18 protein-coding genes and 1 pseudogene are annotated in these 18,667 nt (G+C 53.5%); 18 read left to right on the top strand and 1 reads right to left on the bottom strand.

Going from position 1 to position 18,667, the window contains the following annotated elements; genetic code table 11:
- Positions 1-204 precede the first annotated feature (204 nt).
- The 7 genes from pheA to rnhA all read left to right on the top strand — a co-directional run bounded on the left by pheA (position 205) and on the right by rnhA (position 6,383).
- A complete protein-coding gene (gene pheA / locus Q4C79_RS10570) occupies positions 205-1,281 on the top strand; it encodes a prephenate dehydratase (RefSeq protein WP_303090981.1) in 1,077 nt (358 codons plus the stop codon).
- A complete protein-coding gene (locus Q4C79_RS10565; protein WP_303090982.1) occupies positions 1,281-1,895 on the top strand; it encodes a TIGR00730 family Rossman fold protein in 615 nt (204 codons plus the stop codon). Before pheA ends, Q4C79_RS10565 begins: the two co-directional genes overlap by 1 nt.
- A complete protein-coding gene (locus Q4C79_RS10560; protein ID WP_303090980.1) occupies positions 1,892-2,653 on the top strand; it encodes an NAD-dependent epimerase/dehydratase family protein in 762 nt (253 codons plus the stop codon). Before Q4C79_RS10565 ends, Q4C79_RS10560 begins: the two co-directional genes overlap by 4 nt.
- Positions 2,654-2,711: 58 nt before the next feature.
- Positions 2,712-3,275, top strand: coding sequence for an SCP2 domain-containing protein (locus tag Q4C79_RS10555; protein ID WP_303090979.1), 564 nt, complete (start codon positions 2,712-2,714; stop codon positions 3,273-3,275).
- A gap of 101 nt (positions 3,276-3,376) precedes the next feature.
- Positions 3,377-4,750 carry an FAD-binding oxidoreductase gene (locus tag Q4C79_RS10550; RefSeq protein ID WP_303090978.1) on the top strand — a complete coding sequence of 458 codons (1,374 nt, stop codon included), beginning with the start codon at positions 3,377-3,379 and terminating at the stop codon, positions 4,748-4,750.
- A 229-nt stretch (positions 4,751-4,979) separates the two neighbouring features.
- Positions 4,980-5,915 carry a TraB/GumN family protein gene (locus Q4C79_RS10545; protein ID WP_303090977.1) on the top strand — a complete coding sequence of 312 codons (936 nt, stop codon included), beginning with the start codon at positions 4,980-4,982 and terminating at the stop codon, positions 5,913-5,915.
- A gap of 9 nt (positions 5,916-5,924) precedes the next feature.
- Complete coding sequence (gene rnhA / locus Q4C79_RS10540) at positions 5,925-6,383, top strand: ribonuclease HI (protein ID WP_303090976.1); 459 nt, start codon at positions 5,925-5,927, stop codon at positions 6,381-6,383.
- 57 nt (positions 6,384-6,440) lie between these two features.
- Here rnhA and Q4C79_RS10535 read toward each other — a convergent pair.
- Positions 6,441-6,599 (bottom strand): annotated as a pseudogene (locus Q4C79_RS10535) (lipoprotein signal peptidase).
- Between the two features lie 95 nt (positions 6,600-6,694).
- Between Q4C79_RS10535 and zapE the strand changes: the two are divergent.
- From zapE to nrdA, 11 genes are all read left to right on the top strand, one after another.
- Positions 6,695-7,834 carry a cell division protein ZapE gene (gene zapE, locus Q4C79_RS10530; protein WP_303090975.1) on the top strand — a complete coding sequence of 380 codons (1,140 nt, stop codon included), beginning with the start codon at positions 6,695-6,697 and terminating at the stop codon, positions 7,832-7,834.
- Positions 7,835-8,038: 204 nt separating this feature from the next.
- Complete coding sequence (gene ndk / locus Q4C79_RS10525; RefSeq protein ID WP_303090974.1) at positions 8,039-8,464, top strand: nucleoside-diphosphate kinase; 426 nt, start codon at positions 8,039-8,041, stop codon at positions 8,462-8,464.
- A gap of 160 nt (positions 8,465-8,624) precedes the next feature.
- Positions 8,625-9,719, top strand: a complete 1,095-nt coding sequence (rlmN, locus tag Q4C79_RS10520; protein ID WP_303090973.1) for a 23S rRNA (adenine(2503)-C(2))-methyltransferase RlmN — start codon at positions 8,625-8,627, stop codon at positions 9,717-9,719.
- A 7-nt stretch (positions 9,720-9,726) separates the two neighbouring features.
- Positions 9,727-10,491: a type IV pilus biogenesis/stability protein PilW gene (gene pilW, locus Q4C79_RS10515; RefSeq protein ID WP_303090972.1), complete on the top strand. Its 765-nt coding sequence runs from the start codon at positions 9,727-9,729 to the stop codon at positions 10,489-10,491.
- The gene (locus Q4C79_RS10510; protein ID WP_303090971.1) at positions 10,488-11,357 is read left to right on the top strand and encodes a helix-turn-helix domain-containing protein; all 870 of its coding nucleotides are present in this window, start codon (positions 10,488-10,490) and stop codon (positions 11,355-11,357) included. The genes pilW and Q4C79_RS10510 overlap by 4 nt, the downstream gene beginning before the upstream one ends.
- 3 nt (positions 11,358-11,360) lie before the next feature.
- Positions 11,361-12,632: a flavodoxin-dependent (E)-4-hydroxy-3-methylbut-2-enyl-diphosphate synthase gene (gene ispG / locus Q4C79_RS10505; protein ID WP_303090970.1), complete on the top strand. Its 1,272-nt coding sequence runs from the start codon at positions 11,361-11,363 to the stop codon at positions 12,630-12,632.
- Between the two features lie 89 nt (positions 12,633-12,721).
- Complete coding sequence (hisS, locus tag Q4C79_RS10500; RefSeq protein ID WP_303090969.1) at positions 12,722-14,014, top strand: histidine--tRNA ligase; 1,293 nt, start codon at positions 12,722-12,724, stop codon at positions 14,012-14,014.
- Positions 14,015-14,644 carry a tetratricopeptide repeat protein gene (locus Q4C79_RS10495; RefSeq protein ID WP_303090968.1) on the top strand — a complete coding sequence of 210 codons (630 nt, stop codon included), beginning with the start codon at positions 14,015-14,017 and terminating at the stop codon, positions 14,642-14,644.
- Positions 14,645-14,811: 167 nt separating this feature from the next.
- Complete coding sequence (der, locus tag Q4C79_RS10490; protein WP_303090967.1) at positions 14,812-16,266, top strand: ribosome biogenesis GTPase Der; 1,455 nt, start codon at positions 14,812-14,814, stop codon at positions 16,264-16,266.
- A gap of 235 nt (positions 16,267-16,501) precedes the next feature.
- Positions 16,502-16,771: an RNA chaperone Hfq gene (gene hfq / locus Q4C79_RS10485; RefSeq protein ID WP_303090966.1), complete on the top strand. Its 270-nt coding sequence runs from the start codon at positions 16,502-16,504 to the stop codon at positions 16,769-16,771.
- Between the two features lie 355 nt (positions 16,772-17,126).
- On the top strand, positions 17,127-18,667 hold a 1,541-nt coding region (nrdA, locus tag Q4C79_RS10480), incomplete at its 3' end, for a class 1a ribonucleoside-diphosphate reductase subunit alpha (protein WP_303090965.1).

Below are 18,667 nucleotides of genomic sequence, written 5' to 3'. Positions count from 1 at the left end.
CTTGTACTGTCTGCGGCTTGCTGCCTTGTATCGAAAATTAATTAAATCTGCTATACCAATAAATTCAGGATGAAAAAATTTTTTGCAAAAGTCTAAAGATATTTTGAAATAACCGAATGCCGGTTTGATGATAGAATGACCGCTTGCTTGGGGGAGGCGAGTGCCTCCGAATCTTTTTCCGTTTTTTTCCGCCAGAGGAACACCATGTCTGTTGAAGATAAACTGCTGCCGCACCGCCAGGCGATTGACGAAATTGATACCGAAATCCTCGATTTGTTAAACCGCCGCGCCGGCCACGCACATGCTATCGGCGAATTGAAGGGTACCGGTACGGTTTACCGCCCCGAGCGCGAGGCACAGGTGTTGCTGCGTATCCGAGAGTTAAACAAAGGGCCGCTGCCCAACGAAGCGGTTACCCGTTTGTTCCGCGAAATTATGAGCGAATGCTTGGCGGTGGAGCGCCCGTTGACCATTGCTTATCTCGGCCCGCAAGGCACGTTTACCCAGCAGGCGGCCATCAAACATTTCGGCCACGCCGCCCATACCTTACCGTGCACCACCATAGACGAGGGAATGCGGCTGGTAGAGGCACGCCAGGCCGATTATGTGGTGGCGCCGATTGAAAACTCTACCGAAGGCTCGGTAGGCCGCACCCTGGATTTGCTGGTGGAAAGCCCGCTGCGTGCCTGCGGCGAAGTGATTTTGCGGGTTCATCACAATTTGTTGCGCAACAGCGAGGGTTTCGAAGGAATCAAAATCGTGTATGCCCATGCGCAGGCGCTGGCGCAATGTCATGAGTGGCTGAACCAGCATTTGCCGGAAACGGTGGAGCGCATCGCGGTTTCCAGCAACGGCGAAGCGGCGCGGCTTGCGGCGCAAGACCGAACCGCAGCCGCTATTGCCGGCCAAGTAGCCGCTGAAATTTACCAACTGCACAAGCTTGCCATCAATATCGAGGACGAACCCAACAACACCACCCGTTTCTTGGTGCTGGGCCACCAGAAAACCGTACCGACCGGCCGCGACAAAACCTCATTGGTTTTCTCCACGCCGAATAAAGCCGGTGCCGTCAATGCATTGTTGGCACCGTTTAGCGCCGCCGGCATTTCGATGACCAAATTCGAAAGCCGCCCGAGTCGCACCGGTTTGTGGGAATATGTGTTTTTCGTCGATATCGAAGGACACAGCGAAGATTTGGCGGTACGTACCGTATTGAACGAATTTGCCGAACACAATGTGTTTGTGAAAGTGATCGGCGCTTATCCGCAGGCGGTGATTTGATGAACAATATCGTGGTGTATTGCGGCTCCAACCTTGGCGCCACACCGGAGTATGCAGAAGCGGCGCGCGAGTTGGGCGGCATCATGGCCGGGCGCGGCCGGCGTTTGGTTTACGGCGGCGGCCGTATCGGCTTGATGGGAACATTGGCCGATGCGGTATTGCAAGGCGGCGGCGAAGTAATCGGTGTGATTCCGACTTTTCTGCGCGAAAAAGAAGTCGCCCACCAAGGTTTGACCGAATTGATCGAAACCGCCGATATGCCGGCGCGCAAAAACAAAATGATTGAGTTGGGCGATGCCTTTATCGCACTGGCCGGCGGCATCGGTACCTTTGAAGAATTGTTCGAAGTGCTCTCGCTCGCGCAGTTAAAACAACACCGTAAGCCGATAGGGCTATTGAATACCGCCGGTTTTTACGGCCCTCTGCTCGCAATGTTGGAGCAAACCGCACAACAAGGCTTTATGCCGGCTGCCAATTTGAGTTTGTTGTGCGTGGCCGAAAAACCGGCGGATTTGTTGGACAAACTGGCGGATTACCGGCCGGTTGATGCGCCCAAATGGATACAGCCGGCTTGGCTCAACGGGCAAGCGGCAAATGCCAAGGCGCGGCCATGAGTGAAGTGCCCGCCATCGGCATTCTCGGTTTCGGTTATCTGGGCAGGCCGCTGGCGGAGCGTGCTTACCAGGCTGGTGCCGAGGTGGCTGCCGTGAAGCGGCGGCTCAGTTCGGACGACATCAATCTGCCGATTGTACTCGACGGTGTGGATGCAAGTGATGATCAGGCGTTAAACCGGGTGCTGGCGCAACATTGGCAGCATAAAAAGGTATGGATTTTCCTGCTGCCGCCCTCGGCGATTCATGATTATGAGGTCTGTCTGAAAAATTGGTGTGATCAGGCCAAGGTCTACGGCGCAAAGCATTTGATCTACAGCAGCAGCGTGAGCGTATACGGTAACCGCGCGCGCATGTGCGATGAAAACAGCCCGCTTGCGCCCGAGAGTGAAAGTGCGCGCCGGGTGGTAGAAGCCGAGCGGATTTTTCTCGACAGCGGCATAGCCAATGTGGATATACTGCGTTTGGGCGGTTTGTACGACAGCAGCCGCCATCCGCTAACAAGTTTGTTGCGGCGGGGAGCGCCGATTGCGAATGGCGATGCGCCGGTGAATATGTTGCACCGCGAGCGCGCGGTGGCTACGTTGTGGCAGGCGGTACAACGGCCCGCCGGTATCCGCATCCGCAATGTGGTGGAAAGGGTAGAGCCGAGCAGGCGTGCGTTTTATACCGTCGAAGCCGCCAAACTGGGCTTGCCGTTGCCCGAATTTGAAGCGGGCGGCAGCGGCAAAACCGTAACCAGCCTGTATCGGGACTTATGATTATTCAGGCCTGTCTGAAACGAAGGACAGGCCGCCAGTTAAATGAAAGAGGGAGACGATGTTGGCCCTACCTGTTATCAATCATCTGATTCAGCAGAATCCCGAAACCCGCCACGCCCTGGCCGGTTACAACGGTATCGTGCTGACCCTGAATATCGCCGGTTTGCGCGTGCACGGCCAATTTAATGCGGAAGGCTTTTTGGAAACCAGCGAACGCGAAGCCGATACGGTGCTGATTTTCCATTCCGGTGCGGTGCAGAAGCTGATGCAGGGGCAGATGCCCGGCGTCGGCGATTTTGCCATCGAAGGCGATCAAGATCTGGGCTTCAACCTGCTGCCGCTGCTGGGCAGCCTGCGTTATGATGCCAGCGACGATTTGGCGCGCCTGTTCGGCAATGCCGCTGCCGGCAGCATCGCCAGCCGGGCGGAAAAAGTCGGCCATACCTTGAAACAAATCGGCCAGAGCCTGATGGGGCAGGCTGCCGACTTTGCCAAAGAGCCGCAAGCGCCGGTGATTACCCGCGAGGAATTCGACGAATGGAAAGAAGAGGTCGACCGCCTGCGCGACGATGTCGCCCGCCTGCATGCACGTTTGGATAAATTCGAACGGGACGATTGGTAAACAGAAATCCATCATAGGCCTGTCTGAAAATAAAGTATTTTTTCAGACAGGCCTATCGGCTTCATATTGAGTAGCAAAAGTATCGCAAAGGATTATTTGCAATGAACACATCCGATTGGCAACAGGCTTTGCGCAGCCTGCTCAAAGAGAGCGAAATCATCGATGATGCCGCCGCGCTGTTGATCGATCAGCGCCGCCGTTACACCGGGCAGGCCGATATGGTATTGCAGCCGGACAGCGTATCATCGGTGCAGGCCATCATGAAATTTTGCCACGAGAAGCGTATTGCCGTAACGCCGCAGGGCGGCAATACCGGCTTGTGCGGCGCGGCGGTGCCCCAGGGCGGCGTATTGCTCAACTTGAGCCGGCTCAACCGTATCCGACAACTGAATCTGGCCGATAACGCGATAACGGTGGAAGCAGGTTGCGTATTGCAAGCGGTGCAGCAGGCTGCGGCCAAGGCCGACAGATTGTTCCCGCTGAGTCTGGCCAGCGAAGGCTCCTGCCAGATCGGCGGCAATATCGCCTGCAATGCCGGCGGCGTAAATGTGGTGCGTTACGGCACCATGCGCGATTTGGTGTTGGGGCTGGAAGTGGTGTTGCCCGGCGGCGAATTGATTTCCCATTTGCAGCCTTTGCATAAAAACACCACCGGCTATGATTTGCGCCATTTGTTTATCGGCAGCGAAGGCACCTTGGGCGTCATCACGGCGGCCACATTGAAATTATCCGCACGGCCGCGCACGCTGGAATTGGCCTGGGTGGGCGTCGAGTCGATAGAGCGGGCGGTGGCATTGCTCAGTTTGGTGCAAGGCCGGTTTGCCGAACGCTTGGGCAGTTTCGAGTTAATCAGCCGCTTTGCCTTGCAGCTATCCAGCGAATTCAGCGGTCTGGGCGCGCCCTTAGCAGCCGATTGGCACCTGTTGCTGGAATTAACCGACTCGGTGGAGCGCGAAGATTTGGGCGATTTGCTGGCCGATTTTCTGATGCGGAACGGTTTCGATAACGCCGTATTGGCGGCGTCGGACGCGCAACGGCAGGATTTGTGGACGCTGCGCGAAAATATTTCCGCCTCCCAGCGCCGTTTGGGAACCAGCATCAAACACGATATTGCGGTGCCGATTGAGCGGGTGGCCGAATTTGTCGAAAACTGCGCGCCCGCATTGCAGGAGGCGTTCCCCGGCATCGAAATCGTGGTGTTCGGCCACTTGGGTGATGGCAGCCTGCACTACAATACTTTTTTGCCGTACATCCTCAGCAACGAAGCCTACCGCTTTGAAGAGCCGGTCAACCAAATCGTTTACCGGCAGGTATTGGCCTGCGGGGGCACCATCGCCGCCGAACACGGCATCGGACAGGTTAAAAACCACTGGTTGCCTTCTGTACGCAGCGAGGCGGAAATTGCCATTATGCGTGCGGTAAAAGCAGCGGTGGATCCGCATCAGATTATGAATCCCGGCAAACTGCTGCCTTGAATCTATAGTGACTTACAATTCAGAATAGTACAGCGTTGCCTCGTCTTGTCGCACTACCCGTACTGTCTGCGGCTCGGCGCCTTGTCCTATTCTGAATTTAAGCCACTATAAAAACCAAAATCCTGTAAAACGGTATGCCTGTCTGAAAAAATGGTTTCGACTACACAGAAACTCGTTTCGTTTGTTTTCAGACAGGCATTGAAATATTTTCACCCGATTCGGAAACACAATGTTGAAAAAATGGATATTCAGCCTGGTGCTGATGATGGCTACCGCTTTTGCCGCAGCCTTTGACTGGCAGTCGCCGCAACTGAACAGCCGCTTGTGGAAAGTCAGCAAAAGCGGTGCACCGGATTCTTATCTGTTGGGCACTTATCATCTGGGCGCGCGCGACAGCCAATTGCCTGAGCATCTTAAACACATACTCGCCAACAGCGATGTGCTGATGACCGAAGTGATGATGGCGGGCGCTACGGAAGAGAGCAGGGCCGATATGAAAGCGGTTTTGCAGCAGATGACGAATCACACCGATAAACAGACCTTGTCCGACAAAATCGGTAGAAAGCGGGTAGAACGGTTGGCACAGCGCTTGCGCAAAGAAGGCGGCGGCAGCTTGAGCGTCCGCCAACTCGACCGCTTCGAGCCTTGGGCGACGATACTGCTGGAAATATCGATACGGCCCAAAGGTTTGAGTATGGAAACCGGTGTCGACAAACTGCTGCAAAAAGAAGCGCTGCGCCGCAATATCGCGCTCGACGGCCTCGAGCGTTATACCGATCTGCCGGCTGCTTTCCGTGCGCTGCCCTTGGCGCGGATAGAGGAGCTTCTGGACTTTAACGACGTACACCGCGACCAGAGCGAGGCCTTGTCGCGCAAATTGTTCCAGCTTTATTACAGCCGCAACTACCCCGAGCTGGTGGCCTTGTCCGCCGACAGTTCCGCCTATTCGGTCGGATTGCCGCAGGAGAGCATAGATTTTTGGCAACACTGGATGGAGCAAGAATTGCTGGAAAAACGCAACCGGCGCTGGCTGCCCAAGCTGCTGGAGCAACTGCCGAAAAAGCGCTTGCTGGTGGCAGTGGGTTTTGGCCATCTGGCGGATGAGTCCGGCCTGATTGCCCAGTTGCGCCGACACGGTTACACGGTTACGGCAATAGAGGAGTGAGTAAGTAAGATGAATGATGAAAACCCGACCGATAAAACCGTTTACCTCTACACCGACGGTGCTTGCAAAGGCAACCCGGGAGCCGGCGGATGGGGCGTACTGCTGCGCTACGGCGCCCACGAAAAAACCTTGTACGGCGGCGAAGCGGAAACCACCAACAACCGCATGGAGCTCACCGCCGTTATCGAAGGCTTAAAAGCGCTCAAGCGTACCAGCCGGGTGGTGATTTGCACCGATTCGCAATACGTGAAAAACGGCATGGAAAGCTGGATACACGGCTGGAAACGCAACGGTTGGAAAACCGCCGCCAAAAAGCCGGTGAAAAACGAAGACTTATGGCGTGAACTGGATGAATTGGTCGGCCGCCATCAAGTATCGTGGACATGGGTAAAAGGCCATGCAGGCCATCCGGAAAATGAAAAAGCCGACGAATTGGCCAATCTGGGTGCCGCCAAGTTCGGCGGATAAGCCCTTATCAAGCAATGCCTGTCTGAAAAAATGTTTTCAGACAGGCATTGCTTTCGGTTAACGCTTATATTGAGACCTTTGCAAAACCCCCAGATGTGGATGCAGTTCAAGGCGTAGCAGCGCAGCGAGCGCAGACATAACATGGAGTTAGGCAAGCGAGCGAGCAGCACACAACGCAGAAATGTGCCGCAGATGGGGGTTTTGCAAAGGTCTCATATTGTCAAAAACCCAGTCAAATACCGGTTTGGCGCTTTATCTTCTAAATAAATCCACTATAATACGCCGACTACATCAGAATACACACATTCAATATGACCACGAATAACGAACGATTCATCCCGCCGGATTTCACCAACCACAGCCCGCTTACCTGGTATCAGGCCGCCTCTTCGCGGCCCGGATTCATCCATGATCCCTCGCAGCGCAAAGCCATCGAGTTTCTCGATAAATTGTGGACCGAACTGATGATGTTCAAACGCAAGCGCAACCGTTTTCTCGGTCGCAGCCTGCGTTCGCCGCAACTGCCCAAAGGCTTGTATTTTTACGGCGGCGTCGGCCGCGGCAAAAGCTTTTTGATGGATGTGTTTTACGGTTGCCTGCCCTACCGCCGCAAACGCCGCGTGCATTTCCATGCCTTTATGGCGGAAATCCACCGCCGTTTGCGCGAATTGAAAAGCGAGCAGGACCCGCTCAAATCGGTGGCCGCCGAAATCGCGCGCGAAACCCGAGTGTTGTGCTTCGACGAGTTTCACGTCAGCGACATCGCCGATGCAATGATACTCGGCCGCCTGCTGGAGAACCTGTTTAACGAAGGTGTGGTATTGGTCGCCACCTCCAACTACGCCCCCTCCGAGCTTTATCCGCAAGGGCAGAACCGCAGTAGCTTTTTGCCGACCATCGCCCTGCTGGAAGAAAAATTGACCATTTTGAATGTAGACAGCGGCGAAGATTACCGCTTGCGCAGCCTGCATTCGGCCGATGTGTTCTATATTCCCGCCGACGAAGCCAACGAACGCAAGCTCGCGGCCTTGTTCGATCGAATGACTGCCGGCCAGCAGCGTTTGGATAACGATATCGAAATCCTCGGCCGCCCGCTCACGGCAAAAGCGCATGCCGAAAAAGCGATTTGGTTTGATTTCAGAATGCTGTGTTTCGGCCCGCGTTCGCAAGCCGATTACCTTTATTTGGCCGAACGTTACGAAATCGTGTTTATTTCCGGTATCGAAAAACTGGATCCCACGCAACGTGCAGAAGCCCGCCGCTTAACCTGGTTGGCCGACGTATTCTATGACTACCGGGTTAAAATCTGCGCCAGCAGCGATATTCCGGTTCAGGAGATTTATACCGAAGGCGATTTCGCCCATGAATTTGTACGTACCGTCAGCCGTTTGGTGGAAATGCAGTCGGAAGAATATCTGGCGCTGCCGCACCTGACTTTGTCGAAAAAATAAATTGCCCGGCTGTACTTAGGCAAGATAAAAAATAATCGCCGAAAGCGGGTTAAATTGTTACAATAATGCCTGTCTGAAAAACCGAGACCTTTGCAAAACTGCCGGTTCCCGCTTAAACGGCATACCGCGGGCATTTTTGCAAAGGTCTCAATCTGTCAGACGTTAAAAATATCGAATCGAACGATTAAATCAAAGGAAACTCTCATGACCGTGCAACGCACTTTCTCCATCATCAAACCCGATGCCGTCGCCAAAAACGTTATCGGCCAAATCTACAGCCGCTTCGAAGAAAACGGTTTGCGCATTGTTGCCGCCAAAATGAAGCAACTGAGCAAAAAAGAAGCCGAAGATTTTTACGCCATCCATAAAGAGCGTCCTTTCTTTGCCGATCTGGTGGCTTTCATGACCAGCGGTCCGGTAATGTTGCAAGTATTGGAAGGCGAAAACGCCGTTGCCAAAAACCGCGAAATCATGGGTGCAACCAACCCGAAAGAAGCGGCTGCCGGTACCATCCGCGCCGATTTTGCAGATTCCATCGATGCGAACGCCGTTCACGGCTCCGACAGCTTGGAAAATGCAGCCATCGAAATCGCTTACTTTTTCAGCCAAAGCGAAGTTTGCCCGCGCTAACTTGTTGAGCGCTCTGCTCTGCAAATGATGACGAGGCTGCCTAAACCTTTTCCGTTTTAGGCAGCCTAAGGTTTTTCTTATTCCCGCAAACAGACGGCGGTATAGTACAATGCAAACGGCAAATTTCTGCCCACTGTTTTGCGAAATATCAAATAGATAGATGAAAACCAATTTATTGAATTACGATTTGCCCGCTTTAACCGAGTATTTCCAGAAAATCGGGCAAAAACCCTTCCGCGCCAAGCAAGTAATGCGTTGGATACACCAGGCCGGTGCCAGCAGTTTCGATGAGATGACCGACCTGGCCAAAGCTTTGCGCGCCGATTTGCAAGAGCATGCCGAGTTGGCGGTGCCGGCGTTGATGACCTCGCAGGAATCGCAAGACGGTACACGCAAATGGCTGCTGGACGTCGGTACCGGCAACGGGGTGGAAACCGTGTTTATTCCGGAATCGGAGCGCGGTACTCTGTGCATTTCCTCGCAAATCGGCTGCGCACTGGAATGTACGTTTTGTTCGACCGGCCGCCAGGGTTTCAACCGTAATCTGAGCGCCGCGGAAATCATCGGCCAGTTGTGGTGGGCCAATAAAGCCATGGGCGTTACCCCGAAAAACGAGAGGGTGATTTCCAATGTGGTGATGATGGGAATGGGCGAGCCGCTGGCGAATTTCGATAATGTGGTCACGGCGCTCAGTATCATGTTGGACGACCACGGCTACGGCCTGTCGCGCCGCCGGGTAACGGTGTCCACTTCCGGCATGGTGCCGCAGATGGACCGCCTCAAAGAGGCGATGCCGGTGGCCTTGGCGGTTTCCCTGCACGCGTCCAACGATACGGTGCGCGACGAAATCGTGCCTCTGAATAAAAAATATCCGTTAAAAGAATTGATGGCTGCCTGCCAGCGTTATCTGGTTAAGGCGCCGCGTGATTTTGTCACCTTCGAATACGTGATGCTCGACGGTGTCAACGACAAACCCCAGCATGCAAGGGAATTGCTGTCGCTGGTGAAAGACGTACCCTGCAAATTCAATCTGATTCCGTTCAATCCCTTCCCGAATTCGGGTTACAACCGCTCCAGCAATGAGAATATCCGGATTTTCCGTGAAATCCTGCAAGAAGCCGGTTTGGTGGTAACGGTACGCAAAACGCGCGGTGACGATATCGACGCCGCTTGCGGCCAGTTGGCCGGTCAGGTAAAAGACAAAACCCGCCGCCAAGAGAAATGGCAGCAGATTGCTTTGCAACAACACAATTGAGGGTAATATGAAAGCTTTATGGAAACCACTGTTGCTGGTGTTGGTGTTGGGTGCCTGTACCAGTACCGGTACCAAAAAACCGTCGGCAAAACAGCGTGCGGAAGAGGTATCGCAAATCAAAACCCAGCTCGCTATCGAATACATGCGCGCACGCGATTACCGTCAGGCTACCGCTACCATTGAAGAAGCCTTGCAATCCAACAGTAAAAACCAGAATGCCTGGCTGATTCGCGCGCAGATTTACCAGTTTCTGAAAGTGCCGGAGAAAGCGCAGGAAAGTTTCCAACGGGCACTGGAACTGAATCCGAACAGTGCGGAAATCAACAATAACTACGGCTGGTTCCTCTGTAGCGTACAGAATAATCCGAATGCCTCTATTCCTTATTTCGATAAGGCTTTGTCTGATCCTACCTATCCCAATCCTTATGTGGCCTATCTGAACAAAGGTATTTGCAGCGCTAAAATGGGGCAATATTCATTGGCGCAAGCCTACTTGGAGCGTTCCATCGCAACTTTGCCAAGCTTCGTCCCTGCCGTCAAAGAATTGGCGCGTACCAAGCTTTTGGCAGGCCAGATAGGTGAGGCAGAGCGTTATTTCAAACAATACCAGAGCAAAGTCGACGTGCTCACGGCCGACGATTTGCTGCTGGGCTGGAAGATTTCGCGTGCGGCCGGCCATACTCAGGCTGCTTACGAATATGAAGCGCAATTGCGCGCCAACTATCCGTATTCCGAAGAACTGCAATCCATCAGCGGCGGGCAGACACCATGAGCCAGAATACTTCTACGTCCAATCATTCTTCGGCACTTGAGTTGGGCCGCCTCTTGGCCGAGAAGCGCAACCAAAAAGGCATGAGCTTGGAAGAAGCGGCCACCCGCCTGAAGCTGGCGCCGGAAAAAGTGCGCGCTCTGGAAAAAGGCGATTACAAAGGCCTGCCTGAATTGGTTTATGTGCGCGGTTTTTTGCGTAACTATGCACGTTTGGTCGGCATGGATACGGCGGAGCTGAACCGCTATCTGGAAAGCGCGACACCGGTAGCCAGGCAGGATATGTCTATATTGGAGAAGGGCCCGCATCAGAAGGAATTGGCATCTTTGGAAAACCGCAAAAGCTTTTCCGGCTGGATTGCCGTTTTGCTGGCACTGGTGGCGGTAGGCGGCGGGATTTATTTCTGGCAGAGCAAATCGATTGCCCAACAGGAGCAGAAAGAGGCCACACAGTCGGCTTCTTCGGAGTTGGCGCAAACGCCGGCGCAAAACAGCAGCAGTAATGTGGCGGTGATTCCGATGACACAACCGCAGGCCAATCCTGCCTCGGCAACAGCGGCTTCGACAACGGTTGCCGCAGCTTCGGCTGCTGCGGCCAGCGGTGCGGAAGGCGAGCCGGTTATTGCGGCGGACGAACTGTATATCAAACCGCGTTACCGTACTTTAATGGTGGTAAAAGACAAAACCGGTAAGGAAGTGTTGAACGCGATTGTGGCGGGGGGTAGCGAGCAACGGTTTAGAGGCGGCGCACCTTATGACGTGCGTATCGGTTATGTACAAGGCAGTACAATCAATTATGGCGGCAAGCAGATCGATTTCGGTCCTTATATGGTCGGTCGCACCACCGCAGTTTTCAAGGCAGGCCAATAAACCATGAGCAACCCGAATTTGAAACGACGCCGCACCCATCAGGTGCAGATAGACCACATTACCATCGGCTCGGAAGCGCCGGTGGTGGTGCAGTCGATGACCAATACCGATACCGCCGATGCCGAGGGTACTGCCCGCCAGGTACAGGAATTGGCCGATGCCGGCTCGGAAATGGTGCGTATTACCGTCAACAGCCCGGATGCGGCGGCCAAAGTAGCCGAAATCCGCAGCCGGTTGGATGATGCCGGTTACAACACGCCGCTTATCGGCGATTTCCATTTCAACGGCGAGCGTTTGCTGGCCGAGTTTCCCGATTGTGCCAAGGCCTTGTCGAAATACCGGATTAACCCGGGTAATGTCGGTAAGGGGGCCAAGGGCGATGAGAAATTCGCTTATATGATCCGCACCGCCGCCGAACATGATAAAGCCGTACGCATTGGCGTGAACTGGGGTTCGCTGGATCAGAGTCTGGCCAAGCGCATGATGGATGCCAATCTGGCTTCGGCCAATCCGAAATCGCCCGACGAAGTGATGAAGGAAGCGCTGATTGTGTCCGCTTTGGAGTCGGCGCAAAAAGCAGTGGATTTAGGCCTGTCTGAAAATAAAATCATCCTCTCTTGCAAAGTCAGCTCGGTACAGGATTTGATTCAGGTATACCGCGATTTGGGCAGCCGTTGCGAATATCCGCTGCATCTGGGTTTAACCGAGGCCGGTATGGGCAGCAAGGGCATTGTGGCCTCTACTGCCGCTTTGTCGGTATTGTTACAAGAGGGCATAGGCGACACCATCCGCATTTCGCTCACCCCCGAGCCCGGCAGCCCGCGTACTCAGGAAGTCGTGGTCGGCCAGGAAATTCTGCAAACCATGGGGTTGCGCTCGTTTACGCCGCTGGTTACCGCTTGCCCGGGTTGCGGCCGCACCACCAGTACCGTTTTTCAGGAATTGGCGCGCGACATCCAGCAATATCTGCGCGAGCAGATGCCGGTATGGCGTTTGCAGTATCCGGGCGTGGAGAGCCTGAATGTGGCGGTAATGGGCTGCGTGGTCAACGGCCCCGGCGAGAGCAAACTGGCCGACATCGGCATCAGCCTGCCGGGTACCGGAGAAACGCCGGTGGCACCGGTTTATGTGGACGGCGAGCGCAAGGTGACGCTCAAGGGCGACAATATGGCCGCCGAATTTTTGCAGATCGTGCAGCAATATGTGGCCGACAATTACGGCGAAGGCGGTAAGAAACGCCAGCAAAATAAAATTATTCCGATTCAGACGCTTTAATTTCAGACAGGCATGGGTCTGTCTGAATATTCGTATTGGTTTTTTACAATGCCTGTCTGAAAAACTCAAATCATGATGTGAACAAAACAATGGGACAAAAAATCCAAGCCGTCAAAGGCATGAACGATTTGCTGCCGGTAGAGCAGCGCGATTTCAAACTGACATCCGCTTTCTGGCAAGCCTTTGAAGAAACCGTGGCGCGCTGTACCAAGCGCTATGCTTACCAGCAAATCCGCACGCCGATTTTGGAACAGACCGGTTTGTTCGTGCGCTCGATCGGCGAAGAAACCGATGTGGTCGGCAAAGAGATGTACACGTTTGCCGACTCCAACGACAAGTTGAGCCTGAGCCTGCGCCCGGAAGGCACCGCATCCTGCCTGCGCGCGGTAGTCGAGCACAACCTGTTGTATAACGGTCCGCAAAAATTGTGGTATATGGGGCCGATGTTCCGTCGCGAGCGGCCGCAAAAAGGGCGTTACCGCCAATTCCACCAATTCGGTGCCGAGGCTCTGGGTTTTGAGGGCCCCGATATCGATGCCGAAATCATCGCCATGTGCGCCGATTTGTGGCGCGAATTGGGCATCCTCGAACATTTGACGCTGGAAATCAACAGCTTGGGCAATAAAGAGGAGCGTGCCGCCCACCGCACCGCTTTGGTCGAATACCTCACCGGTTTTGCCGACCAATTGGATGAAGACAGCCGCCGCCGCCTGCACACCAATCCGCTGCGGGTACTGGACACCAAAAACCCGGCCTTGCAGCAAATGTGCGACGCCGCCCCGCGCCTGATTGATTATCTGGGAGAAGAGTCGCGCGCACATTATGCCGGTTTCAAAGCCTTTCTTGACGGCTTGGGCATTGTCTATACCGAAAACCCGCGGCTGGTGCGCGGTTTGGATTACTACAACCTTACCGTTTTCGAATGGACGACCGACAAACTCGGCGCACAAGCCACCGTATGCGGTGGTGGCCGCTACAACGGCCTGATTGAAGAATTGGGCGGCAAACCTGCGCCCGCCATCGGTTTTGCCTTGGGTATCGAGCGTTTGCTGTTGCTGGTGCAGGAATACGGCTGTCTGAAAGCAGACGACAAGCCCGATATTTACGCCATGCAGCAAGGTGAGGGTGCCGCTTTGCAACTGATGAAATACGCAGGCTTGCTGCGTGCGGCCGGTTGGAATGTCGCCCAGCACGCCGGCAGCCAAAGCCTGAAGGCACAAATGAAAAAAGCCGACGCCTCCGGCGCACGCTTTGCGCTGATACTGGCGCAAGACGAATTGGCTACCGGCAGGGTAACGCTGAAAGACATGGCTAAAGGCCAACAAGCCACCGTTTCCGCCGACGAATTATTAACCACGCTGCAACAATGGAAGAATCAATAAATGGCTGCACATCTGGACGAACAACAAGAATTAGACAATTTCAAACACTTCTGGAAAGGCTGGGGGCGCTGGCTGTTTGCCTTGTTGGTAGCCGGCGGTTTGGCTTATCTGGGTCATGCCTGGTATCAAAGCCACTTGGAAGATAAAAACAAAGAAGCAGCCGCACTGTTGGCACAAATGGTGGATAAGGCGCAAACCAGCACCGATCCCAAAGCATTGAATGCCGACTTGCAAAACCTGCAACAAAACTACCCGGCCAGTATCGCAACCGGACAAGCCACTTTTATGGCGGCTGCCGCAGAATTTGACAAAGGCAATTATCCTGCCGCCATCGCGCATTACAACTGGATTCTAAGCAACCAGAAAGACGCTTTCGTACAAGCACTGGCGGTGCAGCGGCTGGCGGTTACCCAGTTGCAGCAAAAGCAGTTCGACCAAGCCTTGAAAACCTTGGAAACTTCGGTGGATGCCGCTTTCAATGCGTTGATTCAAGAAACCAAAGGCGACGTGCTGGCGGCGCAAGGCAAACCTAAAGAAGCGCTGGCGGCCTATGAGGCGGCTTTGAATGCAACCGCGAAAAATGCGAATACCCGCGAATTGCTGGAAATGAAAATCCAGCAATTGAAATAAGATTGGAAAAGCCGGTTTGGAGCGACTTCAATCAAGTGCAATACGATATGCCTGTCTGAAAACATGGTTTCAGACAGGCATCTGTAATAAAATCAATATCTAAACCTAAACTATTGATTCGCAATAACAGCAGGCTGGCCGCTATGCCGGTCGGAGAAAGACAACACATGAAACCCACCATCGCACTGGTCGGCCGTCCCAATGTCGGCAAGTCCACCTTATTTAACCGCCTCACCCGCACCAAAGACGCACTGGTCGCCGATTTGCCCGGCCTGACCCGCGACCGCCACTACGGCCACGGCAAACTCGGCAGCAAGCCTTATCTGGTGGTGGATACCGGCGGCTTCGAGCCGGTGGTGGACAGCGGTATTCTGCACGAAATGGCCAAACATACCTTGCAGGCCATCGATGAAGCCGATGCGGTGGTGTTTTTGGTTGACGGCCGCAACGGCGTTACCCCGCAGGATAAAATCATTGCCGACCGTTTGCGCCAAAGCCCGCGCCCGGTATTTTTGGCGGTTAACAAAGGCGAGGGCGGCAACCGCGATGTGCTGGCCGCCGAATTTTTCGAGTTGGCACTGGGCGAGCCGCATGTGATTTCCGGTGCGCACGGCGATGGCGTTTATCATTTGATAGAGGATGTGCTGGAGCATTTCCCCGAAGCCGAAGAAGAAGCGCAAACCGCCAAACACCCCGTATTTGCCGTTATCGGACGGCCGAATGTCGGAAAATCCACGTTGGTAAACGCTATTTTAGGCGAAGAGAGGGTAATTGCTTTCGATATGGCCGGAACTACACGCGACAGCATCCACATCGATTTCGAGCGCGAGGGCAAGCCGTTTACCATTATCGATACCGCCGGTGTGCGCCGACGCGGTAAAGTAGAGGAAGCGGTTGAGAAATTCTCGGTGATTAAAGCCATGCAGGCGGTGGAAGCCGCCAATGTGGCGGTATTGGTGCTCGATGCCGCGCAAGACATTGCCGATCAAGATGCGACGGTGGCCGGTTTCGCGCTGGAGGCGGGCAGGGCGCTGGTGGTGGCGGTCAACAAATGGGACAGTGTGGATGAAGAGCGTAAAGAACAAATCAAGCGCGACATCGCCCGCAAACTTTACTTTCTCGATTTTGCCAAGTTCCACTATATTTCGGCACTCAAAGAGCGCGGTATCGAAGGTTTGTTCGACAGCATTCAGCAAGCCTATGATGCGGCCATGATTAAAATGCCGACCCCGAAAATCACCCGTGTGTTGCAAACCGCCATTGATCGCCAAGCACCGCCCAGAGCAGGGTTGGTGCGCCCGAAAATGCGTTATGCCCACCAAGGCGGCATGAATCCTCCGGTGATTGTGGTGCATGGCAACGCCTTACAGCACATTACCGATTCGTACACACGCTACCTTACCCAAACTTTCCGGAAAGCCTTTAATTTGCAAGGTACGCCGCTGCGTATCCAATACAACGTATCGGAAAACCCTTATGAAGAGGCGGAAGACAAACCCAAGAAAAAACCGTTGCGCCGCGTGGCCTTGAGCAACCGTATCGAAAAGCGGGAAAGCCGCAAAGAAGACAAAGAACGTTTCAAGAAAAAGCGCAAAGCCAGCGTGAAAAAACTGCAAAAGTAAATAGAGGTAAGATCACGATAAAGCTTATCGCTTACGTGGTCGGTCAGGTAACCAGCAAAAGTACTTGCAATGCCTGTCTGAATTGCAATAAGTTTATGATAAGGGGGCCAATCTAAAAATGTTTACATATATATTTTTAAAAACGGTTGTTAAAAAGAGGTAATCAAGGCTACAATCCGAGGGTAGTGCTATTAATTAGAACCATAATCAAATCATAATAACGGAGTATTCAAATATGACAGCTAAAGGACAAATGTTACAAGATCCTTTCCTCAATGCTTTGCGTAAAGAGCACGTACCGGTATCCATTTATCTGGTAAACGGTATCAAACTGCAAGGCCAAGTGGAATCTTTCGACCAGTATGTGGTATTGCTGCGCAATACATCGGTCACTCAAATGGTTTACAAACATGCCATCTCTACCATCGTACCGGCGCGTGCCGTCAGCTTGCAGCATGAAAAGCAAGCTGCTGCCGCTGCGGAAAGCAATCAATCAGCCGGTTAATTCCGTCGGAACGAAAAATGCCTTATCCGAGCGGTAAGGCATTTTTTATTGCTTTTGATGGCAGAGTAGTTTCTGTTTACAGAAAGAAACACCTGTCGGACTTTACCCGAATTAACGAATGAAATATCCCCGTATTATACTATTTGCATATGACTTGCCTCGTCTTGTTCTGTACAGGAAAGGCTGGGGAAAACATCAAAATCCAATCAGATAAAGGTGCGTTGAATACCACAGATGCCCGCTTGTCAAGACTGGTTTCAAGCAGCAAAATATTATAGTATTTTAATCATCACAAGTGCGCTTGCAGCCTGCTGCTGCAAGCGGATTCGTTTTCATAGCAAACTAGGATTTATCGATGAACGCAGCAACAGCCAATCTGAAAGTTACCAAGCGCGACGGCCGTCTGGAAGAGATTAATCTGGACAAAATCCACAGGGTTATTACTTGGGCAGCAGAAGGGTTGGACAATGTTTCTGTATCACAAGTAGAGCTGAAATCGCATATCCAGTTCTATAACGGTATCCGCACCGACGACATTCACGAAACCATTATCAAAGCCGCGGCGGATTTGATTTCGCAAGAAACACCGGATTACCAGTATCTGGCTGCGCGCTTGGCCATTTTCCATCTGCGCAAAATCGCTTACGGCCAATATGAACCGCCGCATCTGTTTGATCATGTGGAAAGATTGGCGGCGGCGGGTAAATACGATAAACATCTTTTGCAAGATTACAGCCGCGACGATTACGAGGCGCTGAACGCCTATATCGACCACGACCGTGACCTGACCTTCTCTTATGCCGCAGTCAAACAGCTGGATGGCAAGTACCTGCTGCAAAACCGCGTTACCCGCCAGATCTACGAAACCCCGCAGTTTCTCTATATTTTGGTGGCGATGAGTTTGTTTGCTAAATATCCGGAAGACACCCGCCTCGATTATGTGAAACGCTTTTACGATGCCGTTTCCACCTTCAAAATTTCCCTGCCCACGCCGATTATGAGCGGCGTGCGCACGCCCACCCGCCAGTTTTCAAGTTGCGTACTGATCGAATGCGACGACAGCCTTGATTCCATCAACGCCACTACTAGCGCGATTGTGAAATACGTTTCCCAACGCGCAGGCATCGGCATCAACGCCGGCCGCATCCGCGGTTTAGGCAGCGAAATCCGCGGTGGCGAAGCGCAGCACACCGGCTGTATTCCGTTCTTCAAAATGTTTCAGGCCGCCGTTAAATCTTGCTCGCAAGGCGGCGTGCGCGGCGGTGCGGCCACCTTGTTCTACCCCCTGTGGCACATCGAAGTAGAAAGCTTGCTGGTGTTGAAAAACAACCGCGGTGTGGAAGATAACCGCGTACGTCATCTCGATTACGGCGTGCAGATTAACCGCCTGCTCTACACTCGCTTGATTAAAGGCGGCGACATCGCCCTGTTTTCACCGCACGAAGTGCCCGGTCTGTATGACGCCTTTTTCGCCGACCAAGACGAATTCGAGCGTCTTTATATCCAATACGAGCAAGACCCCGCCGTCCGCAAGCGCGTGGTGCCCGCTACCGAGCTATTTTCGCTGTTGATGCAGGAGCGCGCCGGCACCGGCCGCATCTACATTCAAAACGTCGACCACTGCAATACACACAGCCCGTTCGACCCGAAAGTGGCGCCAGTGCGCCAGTCCAACCTGTGTTTGGAAATCGCGTTGCCGACCAAGCCCTTAAACGACATCAACGACGAGAACGGCGAAATCGCCTTATGTACCCTGTCGGCCTTCAATCTCGGCGCACTGGAAAGCTTGGACGAACTCGAAGGCTTGGCCGATTTGGCCGTGCGCGCGCTGGATGCCTTGCTCGATTACCAAGACTATCCTGTTAAAGCCGCTTATCACGCCACCATGAACCGTCG

It is taken from the genome of Neisseria sp., from assembly GCF_030523955.1.
GTDB lineage: Bacteria > Pseudomonadota > Gammaproteobacteria > Burkholderiales > Neisseriaceae > Neisseria.
This window is presented reverse-complemented; position numbering and strand designations above follow the sequence as displayed.